The organism is Actinacidiphila sp. bgisy145 (genome assembly GCF_057708125.1).
Genome location: NZ_JBYIRL010000023.1, coordinates 122,414 through 142,177, shown reverse-complemented (window position 1 = coordinate 142,177; position 19,764 = coordinate 122,414). Strand labels below are relative to the sequence as shown.

Below are 19,764 nucleotides of genomic sequence, written 5' to 3'. Positions count from 1 at the left end.
TGGACCCCAACGAGGTCGCACATCGGGGCGCGCCCAGGGGTCACCATGCGCCGCCTCCCGTGCCCGTGTGCGCCGGGCGCACTTCTCGGCGGGCGAAAAGATACCCGCCCCGAGGGGCGGGTTCGGCGGGCGGAGCGGCACCCGGTGGGCAGGGCGGGTCGGACAGGCGGTCGGGCAGTCGATCGAGAGGGGAATAAACGTTCGACAGATCCGAATAACCGCCGAGCGAGCGGGGTACCACTAAGCCAGCAGGTCGCGACGGGGCGGGCGGATCGGCGGCAGCAGGCACGGTAACAACTCCTTTAGTCCTGGCCAACGATTTTCGCCCAGGTGACTACCCCTCCGCTCCGGCGATCATGTGGGTTGCGGGCATATGCACACCGTGACCTGAATCACGCATGCCTTTCGGCCAGCAATTTGGCGGGTTCACACCTTCCACCACGCCAGGAAGGAGCTCCACAGCCCCTTCTGCTGCTTGCCCTGCTGCGCCTGACCCGCGGCCGCGGCCGCCGGCCTGGCCTGCGCCGCGGACCGCGACTCCCTCGGCGTGACCGGGTCGAACCGGGCCGGCAGCGTGGCCAGCGCGCGGTTGAACGGACCGGGACGCCAGGTCAGGCTGTCCACCGGCACCGCCAGCTCGATGTCCGGCAGCTCGTTGAGCAGGTTCTCGATGGCCGCGATCGTGATCAGCTGCGCCGGGTCCTTGGCCGGGCAGCCGTGCGGGCCGGTGCTCCACGCCAGGTGGGCGCGCTTGCTCAGCAGCTGGCGCGAACCGGACAGCGCCGGGTCGGTGTTGGCCGCCGCGAAGCTCACCAGCACCAGTTCACCCGCGTCGATCCGGCGCCCGGCGAACTCGATGTCGGCCACCGGGTAGTGGGGCGCGTAGTTGGACATCGGCGGGTTGTTCCACAGCACCTCGTCGATCGCGTCCTCGACCAGCAGCCCGCCGTCGGAGTAGCGGTCGTCGGAGAGGATCAGGCACAGGCTGTTGCCGATGAGGTTGCGCAGCGGCTCCACGCCCGAGCCCAGCAGCAGGATGAGCTGGTGGACCATCTCCTCGTCGCTGAGCTTCGCCGGGTGCTGCATCAGCCAGGAGGTGATGTCCTCGCCCGGCTGCGCCCGCCGCAGGGCGACCAACTCGGAGACGGACTGGACCAGCACCTCGTTGGCCTTCTCGGCGTTGACGCCGTCGAAGATGCCGGTGATGCCGAAGATGACCCGGTCGCCGATGTCCGCGGGGCAGCCGAACAGCTCGCTGAAGAAGAGGATCGGGACCATCTTGGCGTAGTCGTTGAGCAGGTCGACCGCGCCGCGGGTGCTGAACTGGCCGACCAGGTAGCGGGAGACGCGGTCCACGTTCCGCTTCAGCTGGTGGCTGTCGACCCTGGCTATCGTGTCGGTGACCGCCTGGCGCAGCCGCAGGTGGTCGGCGCCGTCGGTGAACATGCAGTTCGGCCGGTAGGCGAGCAGCGGCACCACGGGGCTGTTCGGGGGGACCTTGCCCTCGTTGAAGGCCCGCCAGCGGCGCGAGTCCTTGCGGAAGGTGTCGGGGTCCTGGAGGAGTTGCAGCGCGGCCGAGTAGTCGGTGACGAGCGTGGCGTCCACACCCGGCGCCAGCTCGACCGGCGCGGTCGGACCGAAGTTCCGCATCCAGGCGTAGTACGAGTCCGGGTCCGCCTGGAACTCGGGTCCGTACAGGGGCACTCGGCCGTGGGCGGGGCAGCCGGGCGGCGGAGAGGGGAAGCCTTGGTCGGTACTCACGTCGTGCTCCTAGTGGTACGCGTCTGGAGATACCGGACCAGGGCGATCAATGCGTCGGCGGATGACTTCTGGTCGCGGGCATCACAGGTGACGATGGGGGTTTCTGGCAGGAGGTCGAGCGCGTCGCGCAGTTCGTCGTCGGGACGCATCGGCGTGTCGTCGAAGTGGTTGACGGAAATCGCGTAGGGCAGTCCGTACTGTTCCACCAGGTCGATAACAGGGAAAGACTCCTTCAGGCGTTCCGGGTCGACCAGGATCAGCGCGCCGAGCGCGCCGCGGGTCATGTCCTCCCACACCTGGACGAAGCGTTCCTGCCCCGGGGTGCCGAAGAGGTAGAGCACCAGGTGCTCGCTCAGCGTGATACGGCCGAAGTCCATCGCCACCGTGGTCGTGGTCTTCCCCCGCACCCCCTTGAGGTCGTCGACCAAGGCCCCCGCCTGGGTCATCCGCTCCTCGGTGCGCAGCGGGGGAATCTCGGACATGGTGCCGATGAACGTCGTCTTTCCGACCGCGAAGTGCCCCACGACCAGGATCTTGGCCGCGGTCTTCACTGCTCCGTCGAGATAGACGCCATCAGCCGAATCGGGCCTGGAGCCCATTCAGCACCTCCTGCAGGAGCGATACGTCGGCGAGTTGGGCCCGAGGCACCGGCGGCCGTACGACGAGGTAGCCCTCCGACGCGAGGTCGGACAGCAGCACCTTGACGATGCCGATCGGGAGCTTCATGTGCCCGGCTATCTCGGCCACCGAGAGCATTCCGCCGCCGCACAGGTCGAGGACGCTGTGCTTCTCCGGGTCGAGATGGACGGGGCGCGGCTGGTCGGACGCGGTGACGAGCGTGATCAGGTTGAACTTGTCGTCGGCCGGCAGCCCGCGCCCGTTGGTGATGACATACGGACGCACTAAATCCGTGGACTGCGCCAACGGCTCTTCCGCATGGTTCATACCTGGGTACTCGTGTTTTCGCGAGGCGGCGCGGTCAGGACCTTGCCGAGTTGGCCGACGAGCTGCTGCATCCGGAAGGTGATCGACGCCATGTCGACGTCCGGCGCGGAGGAGACGGCGAGGTAGGCACCCGCGCCGGCGGAGATGAGGAAGACCCAGCCGCCGTCGAACTCCACCAGCGTCTGCCGCCAGGTCATCTGCCCGTCGCCGGCGAAGGCGCCCATCGTCCGGCTCAGCGACTGGATGCCGCTCATCGCCGCGGCAACGGTGTCAGCCTCGTCCTTGCGGACGTGCTGCGAGCGGGCCATCAGCAGCCCGTCCGCGGAGATCAGGACGGCGTGGCGTGCCCCGGGGACCTCCAGGGCACTCTCAAGCATCCATGACAGGTCGTTGTTCACTGCGATTCATGCCCTTCCCTGTTTGCGGAGCGCCCGGACTGAGTACCGAGCTGGAAGGCGCCCATGATCGAAGCGGCTTCCTCGTTGGTCCGGGTGGGAGGCGCGGCGGGGGCGTCCACACTCGGCACGATGGAGATGGAGCCCTTGCGGCTCCTTCTCGGCAGGCCGCCGGGCGTCGACGTGGCGGAACGCTCCACCGGTGCGCCGGGTCCGGCAACCACCCCGTTGGGTGCGGGTGCAGATACAGGTGCTTGTGCGGGCACTGAGGTGCGGGAGGCGGGGGGCTCTTTCGGCTCGGGCATGTTCGTCAGAAGCTCCTCGGGAAGAAGCACCACCGCACGTACGCCGCCATAGGGGGAGGAGGAGTCGACGGACACGTTGAAGCCGTACCGCTGGGCGAGCACGCCGATCACCGCGAAGCCGAACTGCGGCGGGTTGCCCAGACCGGCGATACCGGTCTGGCCCTGGCCCGACAGCAGCTGGTCGGCGCGCGCCTTCTCCTCCTCGTTCATACCGACACCGGCATCGTCGATGATGATGCAGACACCCTTGGGCACAGTGCGCGTGGTGATGTCGATCGGGGTGTCGGGGGCCGAGTAACTGGTCGCGTTGTCCAGCAGTTCGGCCAGGGCCAGCGCCACCGGCTCGACCGCACGGCCGGTCAGGGCGAAGTTGGTCTGCGACCGGATCTCCACCCGGGTGTAGTGCCGGATGCGGCCCTTGGCGCTGCGCACCACGTCGTAGACCGAGGCGGCGACCCGCTGCCGGCCGAGCCATCCGTCGCAGAGCACGGCGATGGACTGGGCGCGCCGGCCGAACTGCGAGTTCATGTGGTCGATCTCCAGGAGGTCCTGGAGGACGTGGTGCTCGCCGAACTTCTCCTGGGCCTTGGAGATGCTGACCTGCTGCTCGTTGGCCAGGCCCTGGAGCGTCCGCATGGAGGACTTCAGCGCGCTCTTGGTGGCCTCCTCGGCGCGGACCCGGGCCTCCCGCACCGACTCGGAGTAGCCGCCCTCGAGTTCCGCGTAGCGGTTCTCCAACTCGGCCTTCTCGGCCCGCAGTCTGGCTCGGGCCCGGCGGCCGCGGATGATGACGGTCGCGGCGGACGGGGCGCCGACGATCAGAGCCCAGAGCGCTGGATCCTGTATGTAATGCGTCATGAGACTCTCTTCAAGCGACTAGACGACCACCAGGGACGGAAAGGGGCTGCGTCTTGGCGTCCGGGAGTACTGATGTGCGCGGGCGCCCGGTCGGTACCCGCGCGACCCGGGGCGTCGCACGCGCCTTGCCGGCGGCAGCGCAGATGCGTCGGCACCACGAGGATCGCCCTTATGCCCGACTGCGGCATGGTGCTCCTCGGTGTGGTGGACCCTCTCGAACCGATCGCCGTCTGTCCTGCACGCTCATTGGCTAGCCTGGCAAGCGGGGCGATCGTACCACCATGATCAGACACGGGGACGGCAAGTGCCGCTGGTACGTGAAATTCTGACGTCACGTCAGTACAATGCGCCGCCGCGATTGCGGCCAATGGCCCGGCGGGTCCGCCGCTTTGCCCGGATGCGTGCCCCGTGGGGCGCGGCGGACGGGCGTGACGAAAGGTGCGCGAGGGCCCAAGTGCCCCGCCCGCTCACACGTTTGTGAACGTATGGAGAAGATCGTGGCCCGGCCGCCTGGAAGGGCGACCGGGCCACGGGGCTCGTCGGGTGGGACGCCGGGATCGGGCGCCCCGGTACGGCTCAGACGTTGACGCCGAAGTCCGAGGCGATACCGGCCAGACCGGACGCGTAGCCCTGGCCGATGGCGCGGAACTTCCACTCGGTGCCGTGCCGGTACAGTTCGCCGAAGACCATCGCGGTCTCGGTGGAGGCGTCCTCGGTCAGGTCGTAGCGGGCCAGCTCGCGGCCGTCGGCCTGGTTGACGATCCGGATGAAGGCGTTGCGGACCTGGCCGAAGCTCTGGCCGCGGCCCTCGGCCTCGTAGATGGAGACCGGGAAGACGATCTTCTCCACCTGGGGCGCCACGCCGGCGAGGTTCACCTTGATCTGCTCGTCGTCGCCGTCACCGCCGCCGGTGAGGTTGTCACCGCTGTGCTCCACCGAGCGGTCCGGGCTGGCCAGGTTGTTGAAGAAGACGAAGTGCTGGTCCGACAGCACCTTCCCGGCGCCGTCGCACAGCAGCGCCGAGGCGTCCAGGTCGTAGTCGGCACCGGTGGTGGTGCGCACGTCCCAGCCCAGCCCGACCGTGACCGCGGTCAGCCCGGGCGCCTCCTTGCTCAGCGAGACGTTGCCGCCCTTGGAAAGAGTCACGCCCACGAACTACCTCCGGTTGTCCTCGTGGCTTCAGCGTTCGGTCACCTGCCGTTCCCGACGCCGCGGGGGTGCGGCACGGTTCCCGGCGGGCGTGCGGGCCAAAAGCCCCACGCCCGCCAGGTGACCGGCCTCACTCGTCGGAGTCCTTCTTCGACGGGGAGGCCGCGTAGGCCTGCCCCGGCGTCATCGCGACCCCGTTGATCTCGACGGTCTTGTAGGTGCTGACCTGGGCGCAGGAGTTGGACTTGTCCGCGGTCTCCGCGTGCGCGTTGCTCAGTGCCTGCTTGGTGTCGCTGGACGAGGCGGTGCCGCCGGGGAAGCTGGTGCCGCTGGGCCAGTCGGAGCCGATCACCAGCGTCAGCCCGGCGGCTGTGCCCTGCTTGACGTGCGAGGACGGCAGCGACAGGGCCTTGGCCACGGTCTGTGCCTCGTCCTTCGCGCCGGGGCCGTAGGTCAGCGTCGTGGTGGCGGTGGCGTCGGCGTTGCCGGTGCTGGTGGCCGGGTTGAAGCCCTGGTTGATCAGCGCGTCGGCGATATCGCCGGCCCGCCCGCCGACGGTCGTGCCGTTCTCCACCGAGACCGTGACCTGGGCGGCCGGCACGGTGGCGGTCGGGCTCGCGGTCGCCGAGGCGGCCTTGGACTTCTTGCCGCTCGACGTGGTCAGCGACGTGTCGTTGGCGATGGTGGAGAAGAGCGTCTGGGCGCCGTCGCCCACCACGACCCGGTTGGCGTTGGTCGGGTCGGCCGCGGTCTGCATCGTGGTGAAGGTGATCCGCTTGGTGGGCACCTTGTTGATGTCGTCGGCCAGGCCGATCAGCTTCTTGATGGTGCCGAGCCCGTCGTCCACGGTCAGCGCCTTGGTGGCGGCGTTGGCCAGCTTGTAGACGGACGCCGGGTTGGTCAGGGTGCCGGCGCTCTTGAACTTGCGGATCAGCGAGCTGAGGAAGGTGTGCTGGGCGTAGGTGCGCCCGAGGTCGCTGCCGTCGCCGAAGCCGTGCCGGGAGCGCAGGAACTCCAGCGCGCCGACGCCCTTGAGGGTGTGGCTGCCCTTGGAGAGCTTCAGGTGGGAGTAGGTGTCGTAGACGTCGCCGCTCACGCAGACCTGCACCCCGCCGACCGCGTCGGACATGCTGACCACGCCGGAGAAGTCGACCTGGATGAAGTGGTCGATCGGGATGTTCGTGAGCTTGTGCACCGTGGCCACCTGGCACGCCTGCCCGTACGCCAGGGCGCTGTTGATCATGCCGTAGTAGCCGCTGGTCTTCGTCCCGGTCTTCGGGTTGGTGCAGGCCGGCACGTTGACCATGGTGTCGCGGGGGATGCTCATCACGGTGGCGTTGGAGCGGTCGGCGGAGATGTGCAGCACCATCTCGACGTCGGCGTTCTCCCCGGACTGCACGCCGGTGGTGGCGCAGCCGCCGCCCAGCTTGCAGTCCTCGGTGGAGGTGCGGCCGTCGCTGCCCATCACCAGGATGTTGATCGGGGTGCGGCCGAAGGCGTCCGCCTTCTCGGTGCCGGCGGCGTCCTTCCCGACCCCGTCGGTGAGCGAGACGCTGGTGATGTTGCCGTTGAGGTGCTGGTAGAGCCACCAGCCGCCGCCCGCGGTGAGGACCACCAGCAGCGCCGCGCCGATCGCGATACCGCGCAGCACGCGCCGCTTGCGGGTGGGGCGCCTGGCTCGGCTGCCGCCCTTGCGCCGGGACCCGCCGCCCTTGCCGCGCGCGGCGGCCCGGGCCGCGGCCCGCCCGCCGGTCGGCGGGGCGTTGCCGTCCGGGGCGGCACCGGCGGCGTGGCCGCCGGATATCCGGCCGTCGCCCGCCTCGACGCTGTCGCCGCGGGCGCGGGCCCGGCGGCCGCCGGGCACCGCGTCCTGGGCGCGGCCGGCGTCACGGCTGTCGTGGGCCCCGCTGCGCGGCCCCGGCGGCTCCGGCCCGCGGCCGTGCCTGACCCGGCCCTCCGGCGGGCCTCCGGCCGGCCTGCCCCAGGGGTCACTCATCTCCCACTCCCTTGTCCGAGCAGCCCTCTTGAGGCCCGCGGCCGGTTACGTTGGGTGAAGCGACGGTTTCACTCCGTTTCGCACTTGCGCAATGCGGCAAGAATAGGCCATGCCGCTGTGCGGACCGGAGGAATGCGGGCGGGATCACGATGCGGGCGACCTGCGGTACCGGCGTCCCGGCGGTCCTTCCGTCCCCCGTTCCGCCACGTCATCTGCACGTTCTCCGTCCATTTTCCCGACGGTGTGCGCGATCACCATGGTTCCCGGGTTACGCAAGCTCTAAAGTGTTCGCCATGCGAGCGACGGTGACGCGAAGCAGGAGGGCGCCGGTGGCCTGGGAGACGGCCGAACTGGAAGGCGGACCCGCGGACGGCACACGGGTACGGGTGGCCGGACGCCCCAGGGTGCTCCAGGTGTCTGTGGCCTGCCCGGTGGAGGAGGGCGCGACCGGGGTGAACGTGGCCGCCGTGTCGGTCTACCGCCGCAGGAACGGCCCGGAGCCGCTGCGCTACGGCTGGGACAGCGCGAGCCCCTGAGGCCGGCCCGCACCAGCCCGCACCGGCCCCCGTACCGGCCCGTACAAACGGTCGAACCCGCGACGCGCGTACCCCGCCCGGCGGTGGCGACCTGCTACGACCGGAGCCCGGCCCGACACCACCGGGTGACAGCGGGCGAAGACGCCCCTCCCGCGCCACAAGGATTGCTAGGTTGCGCAATCGAAAGCGGGGCAACCCCTGGGGAAACCGGCGTATCGCCAGATCCGGGGTACCCGGCGGCGCAGGGTCGGAGAGGGAGTACATGCCGGGTCGTCACAGCGGAGTTCCGGAAGGCCGCACCGAAGGCCGTCCCGGCAGGCCCACCGGCCGGGGCACCGGCAGAGCCGCCGGCCGGGTCGGCGGCGGCCGCGGCGCGGGCCCGGCCGCGACGGACGGGCCGCGGCGCCGCCGCAGCCGCCGGGGGCTGGTCGCCGCGAGCATCGCCTCCGCGCTGGTGCTGCTCGCCTCCGGATGCGGCTGGATCGCCCTGCACACGAGCCGGCCGCGCACCTTCACCGCCGACGGCATCAGCGGCAAGCGGCCCGCCTCGGGCGACGGCCAGAACATCCTGCTGATCGGCTCGGACTCGCGGGCGGGCGGCAACCGCGCGCTGGGCGGCGGCAGCGGCGGCGTCGGCCGCTCCGACACCACCTTGCTGCTGCACGTCTACTCCGACCAGCGGCACGCGGTGGGCGTCTCGATCCCGCGCGACGCGCTGGTCGACGTCCCGCCCTGCCTGCTGCCCGACGGCACCTGGTCCAAGCCGCAGCAGGACGTCATGTTCAACTCGGCCTTCGCCACCGGGCTGACCGCGACCGGCAACCCCGCGTGCACGCAGAACACCGTCGAGCAGCTGACCGGGCTGCGGGTGGACCACACCGTCGTGGTGGACTTCGCCGGCTTCGCCGCCATGACCGCCGCGGTCGGCGGCGTCCAGGTCTGCCTGCCGCAGGACGTCTACCAGCAGGACCTCAGCCCCGGCCGGGCCACCCGCGGCGCACTCGTCTTCCACCAGGGCCTCCAGACCGTGTCGGGACAGCAGGCCCTGGACTACGTCCGCATCCGGCACGGCATCGGCGACGGCTCCGACATCGGCCGGATGAAGCGCCAGCAGGCGTTCCTGGCGAGCCTGTTCAAGAAGATCAAGGCCGAGGGCTTCGACCCGACCGTCCTGCTGCCGCTGGCGAACGCCGCCGTGCGCTCGCTGACCGTCGACCCCGGCCTCGGCTCCGCGCCCGCGCTGCTGAAGTTCGCGATGTCGCTGAAGAACATCGACCTGCGCAACGTCCGCTTCGTCACCGCCCCCTGGCGGTACGACGGCCCGCGCGTCGCCCTGGTCCAGCCCGCGGCCGACCGGCTGTGGACGGCGCTGCGCGCCAACCGCCCGCTGCCGGCCGCCACTCCGGCACCCGGCGCCACGCCCACCGCGTCCGCCGCCCCGTCCGCCACCGCCACCGGCCGCCCGGGCGCCGGCATCGACGTCGCCGTGGACAACGCCACCACCGTCGCCGGGCTCGCCGCCCGCGCGGCCGGCGCGCTGACCGCCGACGGCTTCACCGTCACCCGCACCGGCAACGCGCCCGGCCAGGCGCCGACCACCACCGTCATCGAGTACGGCGCCGGGGAGCAGGCGCAAGCCGCCACCGTCGCCCGGCTCTTCCCCGGCGCCCAGGTGCAACCCGCCCCCGCCGCCGGCCTGTCCGGGGTGCGCGTCGTCCTCGGCCCGGACTACGCCGCCGCCACCGCGGCGTCGGCGCCGCCGGAGGACACCAGCCCGCCGCGCGCCGCGAGCGACAACCCCTGCTCCGACCTGTCCTACGGCGGCCCGTCCGGCGCCCCGGCCCCGGCGGCGACCGCCGCGGCGCCCACGCCATGAGCAGGACCGGCGGGCGGCGGGCGCCCGTTCGCTCCGGCGGCCGGGGCAGGGCACCTGCGTACCCTGGTTGCTGCACATCGCCGCGGTCTGGGAGGTTCACGTGACAAGGTCTGGCGGACAGCTGGGCGAGCCCTCGGCCGAGGTGCTGCAGAGCGTGGCCGCCTCCTTCGGTCTGCTCGCCTCCCCGATGCGGCTGCACATCGTCTGGATTCTGGCCCAGGGCGACTGCGACGTCACGGGCCTGGCCGAGAAGGTCGGCGCCACGCTCCCCGCCGTCAGCCAGCACCTGGCCAAGCTGAAGCTCGCCGGACTGGTGCACGCCCGCCGCGAAGGACGCCGCCAGGTCTACCTGGTGGACGACCCGGACGTGGTGACGGTGGTGCGGCTGATGCTCGGCCAGCTCGCCGACCGCACCACCCCGGCGCGGGGCGGCATCCGTGGCCTGGGCGCCTGACCGGCCCACCGGCCACGCCCGCCCGCCGACCGCCCGCGTCCCCACCGCCCGGCGGCCGGACGGCCGCGCGGACCCCACCGCGCTGGAGGCGCTGCGCGACCTGGCGAGCGGCCCGCGCGGACTGACCGAGGCCGAGGCCGAGGAACGCCTCGCCCGCCACGGCGAGAACACCATCCCCGGCCGCCGCCCCGCCTCCTGGCCCCGCCGCTACGCCCGCGCCCTGCGCGACCCCTTCACCGCGGTGCTGCTGGTCCTCGGCCTGGTCTCCGCGCTGGTCTCGGCCTGGGGCACCGCCTGCGTGATCACCGTACTGGTGCTGGTCAGCAGCGCGTTGCGGTCCCGCACGGAGTACCAGGCCGACCGGTCCGCGGACGGGCTGCGGCACCTGGTCGCCGCGACCGCGACCGTACGGCGCCGGGCCGGCCCGGCCGCTGCGCCGCGCTTCCGCGAGATCCCGGTCGAACTACTGGTGCCCGGCGACGTCATCCGGCTGGGGCCCGGCGACGTGGTCCCGGCCGACGTGCGGCTGCTGCGCGCCCAGAACCTGGCGCTGCACCAGGCCCCGCTCACCGGCGAGTCGGTGCCCGTGCCCAAGCGGCCCGACGACAGCCCGCCGCAGACCGCCGGGCCGTACCAGCGCGCGCACCTGTGCTTCCAGGGCAGCAGCGTGGCCTCGGGCAGCGGCACCGCGCTGGTCACCGCGACCGGCGCGCACACCCGGTTCGCCCGCGCCTACCCCGCGCCCGGCCGGCGCCGGGAGTCCGCGTTCGACCGCGCGGTCAACGGCATCTCCTGGATGCTCGTCCGGTTCATGCTGCTCATCCCGCCGCTGGTGCTGCTGGCCGACGCCGCGGTGCGCGGACGGGGCCTGGAGACCCTGCCGTTCGCGGTGGCGGTCGCGGTCGGGCTGACCCCGGAGATGCTGCCCGTGGTGGTCACCACGGTGCTCGCCCGCAAGGCCGCCGCGCTCGCCCGCGAACACGGCGTCATCGTGCGCTGGCTGCCCGCACTGCACAACATCGGGGCGATCGACGTGCTGTGCACCGACAAGACCGGCACCCTCACCTGCGACCGGCCGGTGTACGACACCGCCCTGGACGCGTACGGCCGCCCGGACCCGGACGTCCTGCACTGGGCGGCCGTCAACAGCCTGTGGACGCTCCAACTCGCCGACCTGCCGGCCCCGGACGCGCTCGACGAGGCCGTCCTCGACGCCGCCGCCCCGTCCGCCGCCCACCACGCCTGCGACGGGGTGGCCGCGCTGCCCTTCGACCCGGTGCGCCGGCTCGCCACCGCGGTCGTACGGCGCGCCGGCCACCGCGACCGGCACACGCTGGTCGTCAAGGGCTCGGTGGAAGAGGTGCTGGCGCGCTGTACGCGGCTGCGGGCCGGGGGCGCCGCGGAGGTGGAGCCGTCCGCGCCCGAACTGCCGCTGCCCGACGCTCCGTCGGCGCATCCGGCCCCGCCCGAGCCGCCCCCGCCCGAACCGCCCGCGCCCGGCACCCCGCGCCTGGCCGCCGTACCCGGCGCCCTACCCGCGGCGCTGCCCGCGCCCGGCGCCGAGCTCGACCTCGACGCCGCCGGGCGGGAACGCCTGCTCGCGCTCGCCGCCGCGCTGTCCGCCCAGGGGCTGCGGCTGCTCGCGGTCGCCCTCGCCGAACGCCCGGCCCGTACCGGCGCCTACGGCCCCGCCGACGAACAGGGCCTGGCCTTCGCCGGGTTCGTGGTGCTGCGCGACGCCCCCGCCGACACCGCCGCCGACGCGCTCACGGCGCTCGCCGGGCGCGGCGTCGCGGTCAAGGTGCTCACCGGCGACCACCCCGGCACCGCCGCCCGCGTCTGCCGCGACCTGGGGCTGGCGCCCGGCCGGGTGCTCACCGGCGACCGTATCGACGCCATGGACGACACCGCCCTGGCCCGGCGCGCCGAACACACCGCGGTCTTCGCCCGCTGCACCCCGCAGCACAAGGTGCGGGTGGTCCGCGCGCTGCGCGCGGCCGGCCACACCACGGGGTTCCTCGGCGACGGCGTCAACGACCTGCCCGCACTGCACGCCGCCGACGTCGGGATCTGCCCGCGCGACGCGGTGGACGTCACCCGCGAGGCGGCCGATGTGGTGCTGGCCGCGAAGGACCTCACCGCGATCGACCACGCCGTCACCGCCGGCCGGCACGCCACCGGCACCATCGCCACCTACCTGCGCATCGCGCTGTCCTCCAACCTCGGCAACGTAATCGCGATGCTCGCCGCCGGAGTGCTGCTGCCCTTCCTGCCGATGCTCCCGGCCCAGGTGCTGCTGCAGAACCTCTGCTTCGACGCGGCCCAACTCGCCCTCGCCCACGACCAGCCCGGGCCGGCCGCGCTGCGCCGCCCCACCCCGCTGCGCACCCGCGACTTCCTGCGCTTCATCACCGCCTTCGGCCTGGTCAACGCCGCCGCGGACCTGGCCACCTTCGCCGCGCTGGCGCTGCTCGTGCCCGACTCGGTCCACGCTTCCGGCCAAGCCGCCTTCCACTCCGGCTGGTTCACCGAGAACCTCATCACCCAGGCGCTGGTGATGGTGCTGCTGCGCGGCGGCAACCGGGCCCCGGCGCCGATCCGCACCGCCGCGGCCGCACTCGCGATGATCGGCCTGCTGCTCCCCCTGCCCCCGCTCGCGGGCGCGCTCGGCCTGACCACCCTCCCGCCGGCCTACTACCTGCTGCTCAGCGCGATCCTCGCCGTGTACGCGGCGGTGCTGCTCGCCACCAAGTCCCGGGCGGCCAGGCTGCGTTCGGACGGCGCCCGCCCCGCCGACGCGCGGCCGTAGCGCCCGGGCCCCGCCCGCTCCGGACCACCCCGCCCGTCCCTCCCGCACCGCGCCCTTCGCCAACCGCCGGGCGACCGGCGGCACTTGGACCGCCTCCCGGCCGAAGTCCCGGTCGGCGCCCGGGTCGGCGCCCCGGTCCGCGGACCGCTCCGCGCTCCGTCGGGCCCGTGCACAGGGTGTTGACAACGTTGCCACAGCCACTGAGACTACCCGCGATGTCAACGTTGTCATCAGCTTGGACCCGCTCCGCCCGCGGCGGGTCGGGCGCCCGTGCCGGAAGCAGTTCCGCGAACGTGAGGAGCCCGACCATGGCGGTGCCCGCAGCCCGTTCCCGAACCCGCCGGCGTACTGCTCTCGGCAGGCTCGCCGCACGCCGGGGTCCGTACGTCCGCAGCGGCGCCGCCGACCCGCACACGCCCGCCGGATACACGCTGATCAGCGGCTCGACCGCCGGCACCGACGACGGCACCCACCCCAGCGTCGTCCACCACCGCAGCGACCGGGCGTTCACCGCCCTCGATGCGACGACCCTCTCCGAGGCCGAGTTCCTGGGGAGTTGACGCCGCGGGTCCGCGCCCGTACTCCCCCGCCCAGCCCGCCGCACCGCACTTCACCGCACCGCACCGCCTGGAGCCGTCCATGCCCGCAGCACCCGAGCACAGCCCGAGACCGTCCCGCCGCGCCTTCCTCCGTACGAACGCGACACTGCTCGCCGGGTTCGCCCTGGCCGCGGCCCTGCCGGAAGCGGCCCACGCGGCCGGCGCCGATACCGGAGCGACCGGCCACGCCGGCACCGGCGGCAGCACCGGCACCGACCTCGCGCGCTACCGCCCGGTGGCGGCGTCCTCCACCGACTGGGCCCCCACCCCCGCCTCGTTCGCCGTGGACGGCCTCGCCGAGACCGGGGTCCGCGGCTCGGGCTGGCGCGCCTCCGCCGACGCCGCCGCGGGCACCCCGCAGTGGATCAGCGTGGACCTCCAGGCGCCGTGCGCGATCGACTCCGTGGTGCTCGTGTTCGAGGCGGACCGCGACGACCCCGGCTTCACCCCGGACCCGGGCATCAACCCCTTCCTGCACACCACCGGCTTCGAGGCGCTGTCGAGCTGCGCGGTCGCCTTCACGCTCGACGTGTCCGACGACGGCGCCTCCTGGCGCACCGTGTACCGCACGTCGAACGGCACCGGCGGGCGCAGTGAGGTGACGCTGCCGAAGCCGGTGACGGCCCGCTGGGTCCGGATGACCTCGACCGAGCAGGCGAACGGCAACCCGGTCGGCCTCAACGGCTTCGAGGTGTACGGGCGGTGCGACGTCCCGCGCCCCGCCGCGACCGGCTGGACCGACTGGGGCCGGCACACCGCGCCGGCCCCGCCGCTGGAGGTCGCCGCCGACGGCACGGTGCCGCTGGCGTCCGGGTGGACCCTGACCATGGACGACTGGGCGGGCTCGGCGGACGGCGCGGTGCTGTCCGCCCACGGGGTGGACGTGAGCCGGTGGCTGCCCGCCGTGGTGCCCGGCACCGTGCACGCGTCGCTGGTCGCGGCCGGCCACCTGCCGGAGCCGACGGTCGGCTTCAACAACATGCGGGCCCCGGAGGCGCTGTCCCGGCACGACTGGTGGTACCGCAGGGCGTTCCGGCTGCCCGCGGGACTGGCGACGGGCCACGGCCGCCGGGTGTGGCTGGAGTTCGAGGGCGTCAACCACGCCGGCGAGGTGTGGCTGAACGGCCGCAAAGCGGGCGAGGTGACGTACCCGGTGGCGCGCGCCGCCCTCGACGTGACCGGTCTGCTCGGCGGCGGCGAGCAGGTGCTCGCGGTGCGCGTCGCGCCGATGCCGCACCCGGGCAACCCCGGCGACAAGGGCCCCTCCGGCGTCTCGACCCTCAACTCCGTCGCCCCGCAGGCGGACTCGCCGACGTACCTGTCGATCAGCGGCTGGGACTGGATGCCCGCGGTACGCGACCGGGCGGCGGGCATCTGGAACCACGTGCGGCTGCGCACCACCGGCGACGTGGTGCTCGGCGACCCGCGGGTGGACACGGTGCTGCCGGCGCTGCCCGCGACCGACACCGCCGAGGTGACCGTGGTCGTCCCGGTCCGCAACGCGGGCAGCACCGCCCGGACCGCCACCGTGACCGCGACCCTGCACGGCGCGCGGGTCAGCGGCAGCGTCGAGCTCGCGGCCGGCGAAAGCCGCGAGATCACCTTCTCCCCCGCCGACCACCCCCAACTCGTCATCGACCAGCCGCGGTTGTGGTGGCCGAACGGCTACGGCGAGGCAACCCTGCACGACCTGGTGCTGACCGCCGCCACCGCCGGCCGCACCTCCGACCGCCGCACCGTCCAGGTGGGCCTGCGCCAGTTCGGCTACCACAGCGAACAGCCCATCGTGATCGGCTCCGACGGCCACTCGGCGCCGCAGACCGTCGACCTGCCGGCACAGCACGCCCGTTACGTACGCATCCAGTGCGGCAAGCGCGCCACCGGCTTCGGCGCCTCCATGTGGACGCTGTCGGTGCGCGACAGCTCCGACCCGGACACCGACCTCGCCCTGCGCAAGACCGCCACGGCCTCCTCCAGCGACAATGCCAACGACCTGCCCGGCAACGCCGTCGACGGCGACAACTCCACCCGCTGGTCCTCCGGTTACTCCGACGACCAGTGGATACAGGTCGACCTCGGCGCGGCCACCGCCTTCGACCAGGTGGTCGTCACCTGGGAGACCGCCTACGCGCTCACCTTCACCGTGCAGGTCTCCGACGACGGCGCCACCTGGACCGACGTGCAGTCCGTCCGCAACACCGGCACCCAGTTGCAGATCTCCGCCAACGGCGTGCGCGTGCTGTGCCGCGGCGGCAACTGGGGCTTCGACGAACTGCTGCGCCGGGCCCTGCCGCACCGGATCGACGACGCGGTCGGCATGCACCGCGACATGAACTTCACGATGATCCGCAACTGGATCGGCTCCAGCAACCGCGAGGAGTTCTTCGCCGCCTGCGACCGCAACGGCATCCTGGTCTGGAACGACTTCTGGGAGGGCGACGCGATCTTCCCGCCGGACGGCTCGGTGCCGGTGTTCCTCGACATCGCCGCCGACACGGTGCTGCGCTACCGCCACCACCCGTGCCTGGCGGTCTGGTGCGCCACCAACGAGAGCGACCCGCCCGCCGCGGTCGACACCGGACTGCGCGACGCGGTCGCCTCGCTGCATCCCGGCATCCTCTACCAGGGCAACTCCGCCGGCGGCATCGTCACCGGCCACGGCCCCTACTCCTGGATCGACCCGGCGGCGTACTTCTCCGGCGACACCTACTCCATCGGCAGCTACGGCTTCCACTCCGAGATCGGCATCCCCACGGTGCCGGTCGCCGAGAGCATGCGCCGCCTGGCCGCCGACCAGCCGTCCTGGCCGATCGGCGACGTCTGGTACCACCACGACTGGTGCACCCGCGGCGGCCAGAACCCCGACACCTACCGCGCCGCGATCGACGACCGGTTCGGCGCCTCCGACACCCTCGACGACTTCTGCGCCCGCGCCCAGTTCGTCAACTACGAGAGCATGCGCGCGATCTTCGAGGCGTACAACGCGCACATGTGGGACGACGCCTCCGGGGTGCTGCTGTGGATGTCCCATCCGGCGCACCACAGCACCGTCTGGCAGACCTACGACTACGACCTCGACGTCAACGGCAGCTACTACGGCGCCCGCAAGGGGTGCGAGCCGCTGCACGTCCAGGCGAGCCTGGCCGACTGGCAGGTGCACGCGGTCAACCAGACCGCCGCGGACCTGACCGGCGCGAGGGTCGAGGCGCGGCTGGTGGACCTGCACGGCACCGCGCTGGCCGCGCCGCGGCAGCAGGTGCTGGACGTGCCCGCGTCCTCGGCGGCGCCCGCGTTCACCGTGCCCTTCGGCGCCGCCCTGCCCGCCGCGCACCTGCTGCGCCTGACCCTCACCGACCGGCACGGCACCCGCGTCTCCGACAACACCTACCTGCGCTACCGCGCGCCCGGCGACGTCAAGGCGCTGGGCGGCCTCGCACCCGCGAAGCTGCACACCGCGGTCCGCCGCCGGGGCCGCGACGAGGCGGCGCTGACCGTCCGCAACGACGGGGCCGGGGTCGCCGCGCTGCTGCGCCTCGGTGTGCGCGACGCCCACCGCGACACCCGGGTGCTGCCGGCCCGCTACAGCGACAACTACCTGTGGCTGCTCCCCGGTGAGAGCCGCGAGGTCACCGTGTCCTGGCCGTCCCGGGCGCTGCCCTCGGGCGAGCCGCGCTTCACCGCGGAGGCGCTGAACATGCCGCTGCGGCGGCTGTGATCCGGCACGCCGGCGGGGGCGGTCACAGCGGCGGGGCGGTCAGGTGCGCGGCGGACCGGTACGCACCGGGGGTCTGGCCCATCGTGCGGGCGAACGTGTCGATGAACGCGCTGGTCGTGGCCCAGCCGCAGCGGCGCGCGGTGGCCGTCACCGACGCCCCCTCGGCGAGTTGGACCATGGCGTGGAAGACCCGGGTGTTGGTCCGCCACTGCGGGTAGGTCATGCCGAACTCGGTGCGGAACAGCCGGGTCAGGGTGCGCTCGCCGACCCCGACCCGGCGGGCCAACGCGCCCAGGGTGCACGGCGTGCCCAGGTCGGCGACCACCAGCCGGCAGGCGTGGGCCAGCCGCGGGTCCCGGGCGGCCGGCAGGGCGAGCGGCCGGACGTGGGCGCGGCGCAGCCGGTCGCCGAGGACCGCCCGCAGCCGCCGCGCCTCGGGCTCGGGCAGGCCCGGTTCGGTGCAGGCGATGAGGAGTTCGCGCAACAGCCGGTCCACGGCCAGGATCGTCGGCCCGTCGACGCGCAGCGGCGGGTCGTCAGCGGGGAAGCCGACGGTGTGCACCGAGGTGCGGCCGTAAACGCGGTGCTCGTGCCAGATGTGTGCCGGGCTCCACACCGCCCGGTCGCCGGAGGCCACCCACGCGCCGGCCTCGGTCCGCACCGCGAGCACCCCGGTGCTGACGTAGATGAGCTGGTGGTAGTCGTGCCGGTGCCGCCCGATGACCTCGCCGGGCGCGTGGTCATGGGCGTGGGTCGGGGGCAGGTCCGCCCCGGGCGGGCGGCGGTTGTGCGACACAAGTAGGCAGATTATGGGAAGTTTGCCAGCCGCGCGCATGACAGCGTGGACGCCATGGACACCCCACGGGCGGGCGCGGCCCGCGGCGGCGATCCCGACCAGGAGGACGCCCCGGCAAGCCCCGTGCCCGCGCGCGTCATTCCGGCCGACGGCATACCGGGGCACGGCGGGCCGGCCGACGGCCTACCGGTGGGTGGTCCGTCCGCCGCCGGGGACGACGCGCCCGGCGCCCCGGACACGGCCGTGCGCGCCGCGCGACCGCCGGAGCCCGCGCCCCGCACCGGCGGCCTCTCCCGGCGGCTGCGCGCCGCCGCCGTCGACACCCGGCCGCTGGCCGTACCGGCCTTCCGGCGGGTGCTGATCGGGCAGGGCGCGTCACTGGTCGGCACGATGGTCACCGAGGTCGCCATCCCGGTGCAGATCTACGCGGTCTCGCACTCGTCGTTCTACGTCGGCCTGGCCGGGCTGGCCGGCTTCGTGCCGATCGTCGTCTTCGGCCTGTACGGCGGGGCCGTCGCGGACGCGGTGGACCGCCGCCTGCTGTGCCTGTGGTCCTCGCTGGCCACCTGGGCGGTGACGCTCGCACTGCTCGCGCAGACGCTGCTGGGCGCCCGCTCGGTGGGCCTGGTCCTCGCGCTGGTCGCCGTGCAGGGCGCCGGGTTCGCGGTCTCCTCCTCGACCCGCGGCGCGATCATCCCGCGCATCGTGCCGCCGGACCTGGTCCCCGCGGCGAACACGCTCAGCTTCACCGTCGGCAACGTCGGCCAGGTCGCCGGGCCGCTCGTGGCCGGGGTGCTGATCTCGCTCCCGCACGGCTTCGCCTACGCCTACGCCGCGGACGCCGTGCTGTTCACCATGTCGCTGTACGCGACGTTCCTGCTGCCGTCGATCAGGCCGGTCGCCGCGCGTGCCGGGTCGGGGCTGCGCGCGGTGCTCGACGGGCTGCGCTTCATCGGCGGCAACCCGGTGCTGCTGATGTCGTTCGGGGCGGACATCGCGGCGATGGCGCTGGCCATGCCGAGCGCGCTCTTCCCGCAGGCCGCCGCGTCCCGCTTCCACGGCGGTGTCGGCCTGCTGTACTCCGCGGTCGCGGTCGGCTCGCTGCTGGCCGGGCTGTGCAGCGGCTGGATCGGCCGGGTCCGGCGCCAGGGCGTCGCGCTCACCTTCGCCGTGGTCGGCTGGGCGACCGCGATCGCGCTGGCCGGCTTCGCCCGCGCGCTGTGGCTCGCCGTGCTGCTGCTGGTGCTGGCCGGGGCCGCCGACCTGGTCAGCGCCGTCTACCGGCAGACGATCCTGCAGACCTACGCGCCCGACGAGATGCGCGGCCGGATGCAGGGCGTCTTCACCGTCGTGGTCTCCGGCGGCCCCCGGCTCGGGGACCTGCGGGCCGGGGCGATGGCCGCGACCACCACGCTGACCGCCGCCTGGTCGGGCAGTGCCCTGCTGTGCGTGGTCCTCGTGGTGGCCGCGGCGCTCGCGGTGCGGCCGTTCTGGCACTACGACGCGCACGGCCCCGATGCGCAGGGCCTGCTGCCGTAGCGCCGTCGGCTCCCCGTGCCCGCTGCCGCAG

General features: G+C 73.3%; 15 protein-coding genes. 7 read left to right on the top strand and 8 right to left on the bottom strand.

From position 1 onward, the window contains the following. Nucleotides 1-426: 426 nt before the first annotated feature. The 7 genes from AC3ERT_RS21705 to AC3ERT_RS21675 form a co-directional block, all read right to left on the bottom strand. A complete protein-coding gene (locus AC3ERT_RS21705; protein ID WP_435138052.1) occupies nucleotides 427-1,761 on the bottom strand; it encodes a cytochrome P450 in 1,335 nt (444 codons plus the stop codon). Further along, on the bottom strand, nucleotides 1,758-2,360 hold the full coding sequence (locus AC3ERT_RS21700; protein WP_435138055.1) for a GTP-binding protein: 603 nt from the start codon (nucleotides 2,358-2,360) through the stop codon (nucleotides 1,758-1,760). Before AC3ERT_RS21700 ends, AC3ERT_RS21705 begins: the two co-directional genes overlap by 4 nt. Beyond that, entirely contained in the window at nucleotides 2,335-2,706 is a 372-nt protein-coding gene (locus AC3ERT_RS21695) for a DUF742 domain-containing protein (RefSeq protein ID WP_335970325.1), read from the bottom strand. The genes AC3ERT_RS21700 and AC3ERT_RS21695 overlap by 26 nt, the downstream gene beginning before the upstream one ends. After that, complete coding sequence (locus AC3ERT_RS21690; protein ID WP_335970324.1) at nucleotides 2,703-3,104, bottom strand: roadblock/LC7 domain-containing protein; 402 nt, start codon at nucleotides 3,102-3,104, stop codon at nucleotides 2,703-2,705. Before AC3ERT_RS21690 ends, AC3ERT_RS21695 begins: the two co-directional genes overlap by 4 nt. Further along, on the bottom strand, nucleotides 3,101-4,264 hold the full coding sequence (locus tag AC3ERT_RS21685; protein ID WP_435138059.1) for an ATP-binding protein: 1,164 nt from the start codon (nucleotides 4,262-4,264) through the stop codon (nucleotides 3,101-3,103). The genes AC3ERT_RS21690 and AC3ERT_RS21685 overlap by 4 nt, the downstream gene beginning before the upstream one ends. Before the next feature lie 576 nt (nucleotides 4,265-4,840). Beyond that, complete coding sequence (locus tag AC3ERT_RS21680; RefSeq protein ID WP_335970321.1) at nucleotides 4,841-5,416, bottom strand: TerD family protein; 576 nt, start codon at nucleotides 5,414-5,416, stop codon at nucleotides 4,841-4,843. 127 nt (nucleotides 5,417-5,543) lie between these two features. Continuing rightward, the gene (locus AC3ERT_RS21675) at nucleotides 5,544-7,409 is read right to left on the bottom strand and encodes an LCP family protein (protein WP_435176182.1); all 1,866 of its coding nucleotides are present in this window, start codon (nucleotides 7,407-7,409) and stop codon (nucleotides 5,544-5,546) included. A gap of 329 nt (nucleotides 7,410-7,738) precedes the next feature. Between AC3ERT_RS21675 and AC3ERT_RS21670 the strand changes: the two genes are divergently transcribed. The 6 genes from AC3ERT_RS21670 to AC3ERT_RS21645 all read left to right on the top strand — a co-directional run bounded on the left by AC3ERT_RS21670 (nucleotide 7,739) and on the right by AC3ERT_RS21645 (nucleotide 17,398). Beyond that, nucleotides 7,739-7,945, top strand: coding sequence for a hypothetical protein (locus tag AC3ERT_RS21670; RefSeq protein ID WP_435134193.1), 207 nt, complete (start codon nucleotides 7,739-7,741; stop codon nucleotides 7,943-7,945). A gap of 262 nt (nucleotides 7,946-8,207) precedes the next feature. After that, nucleotides 8,208-9,821: an LCP family protein gene (locus AC3ERT_RS21665; RefSeq protein WP_435176179.1), complete on the top strand. Its 1,614-nt coding sequence runs from the start codon at nucleotides 8,208-8,210 to the stop codon at nucleotides 9,819-9,821. 100 nt (nucleotides 9,822-9,921) lie between these two features. Beyond that, the gene (locus AC3ERT_RS21660) at nucleotides 9,922-10,275 is read left to right on the top strand and encodes an ArsR/SmtB family transcription factor (RefSeq protein WP_335970314.1); all 354 of its coding nucleotides are present in this window, start codon (nucleotides 9,922-9,924) and stop codon (nucleotides 10,273-10,275) included. After that, entirely contained in the window at nucleotides 10,259-13,084 is a 2,826-nt protein-coding gene (locus tag AC3ERT_RS21655; RefSeq protein ID WP_435176177.1) for an HAD-IC family P-type ATPase, read from the top strand. The genes AC3ERT_RS21660 and AC3ERT_RS21655 overlap by 17 nt, the downstream gene beginning before the upstream one ends. Nucleotides 13,085-13,392: 308 nt before the next feature. Beyond that, entirely contained in the window at nucleotides 13,393-13,644 is a 252-nt protein-coding gene (locus AC3ERT_RS21650; protein WP_435176174.1) for a hypothetical protein, read from the top strand. 79 nt (nucleotides 13,645-13,723) lie between these two features. Next, a complete protein-coding gene (locus AC3ERT_RS21645) occupies nucleotides 13,724-17,398 on the top strand; it encodes a discoidin domain-containing protein (RefSeq protein WP_435176172.1) in 3,675 nt (1,224 codons plus the stop codon). A gap of 22 nt (nucleotides 17,399-17,420) precedes the next feature. Here AC3ERT_RS21645 and AC3ERT_RS21640 read toward each other — a convergent pair whose 3' ends face one another. Beyond that, nucleotides 17,421-18,194, bottom strand: a complete 774-nt coding sequence (locus tag AC3ERT_RS21640; protein ID WP_435176170.1) for a helix-turn-helix transcriptional regulator — start codon at nucleotides 18,192-18,194, stop codon at nucleotides 17,421-17,423. A gap of 54 nt (nucleotides 18,195-18,248) precedes the next feature. Between AC3ERT_RS21640 and AC3ERT_RS21635 the strand changes: the two genes are divergently transcribed. After that, the gene (locus AC3ERT_RS21635) at nucleotides 18,249-19,733 is read left to right on the top strand and encodes an MFS transporter (protein ID WP_435176168.1); all 1,485 of its coding nucleotides are present in this window, start codon (nucleotides 18,249-18,251) and stop codon (nucleotides 19,731-19,733) included. The last annotated feature ends 31 nt before the right edge of the window (nucleotides 19,734-19,764 follow it).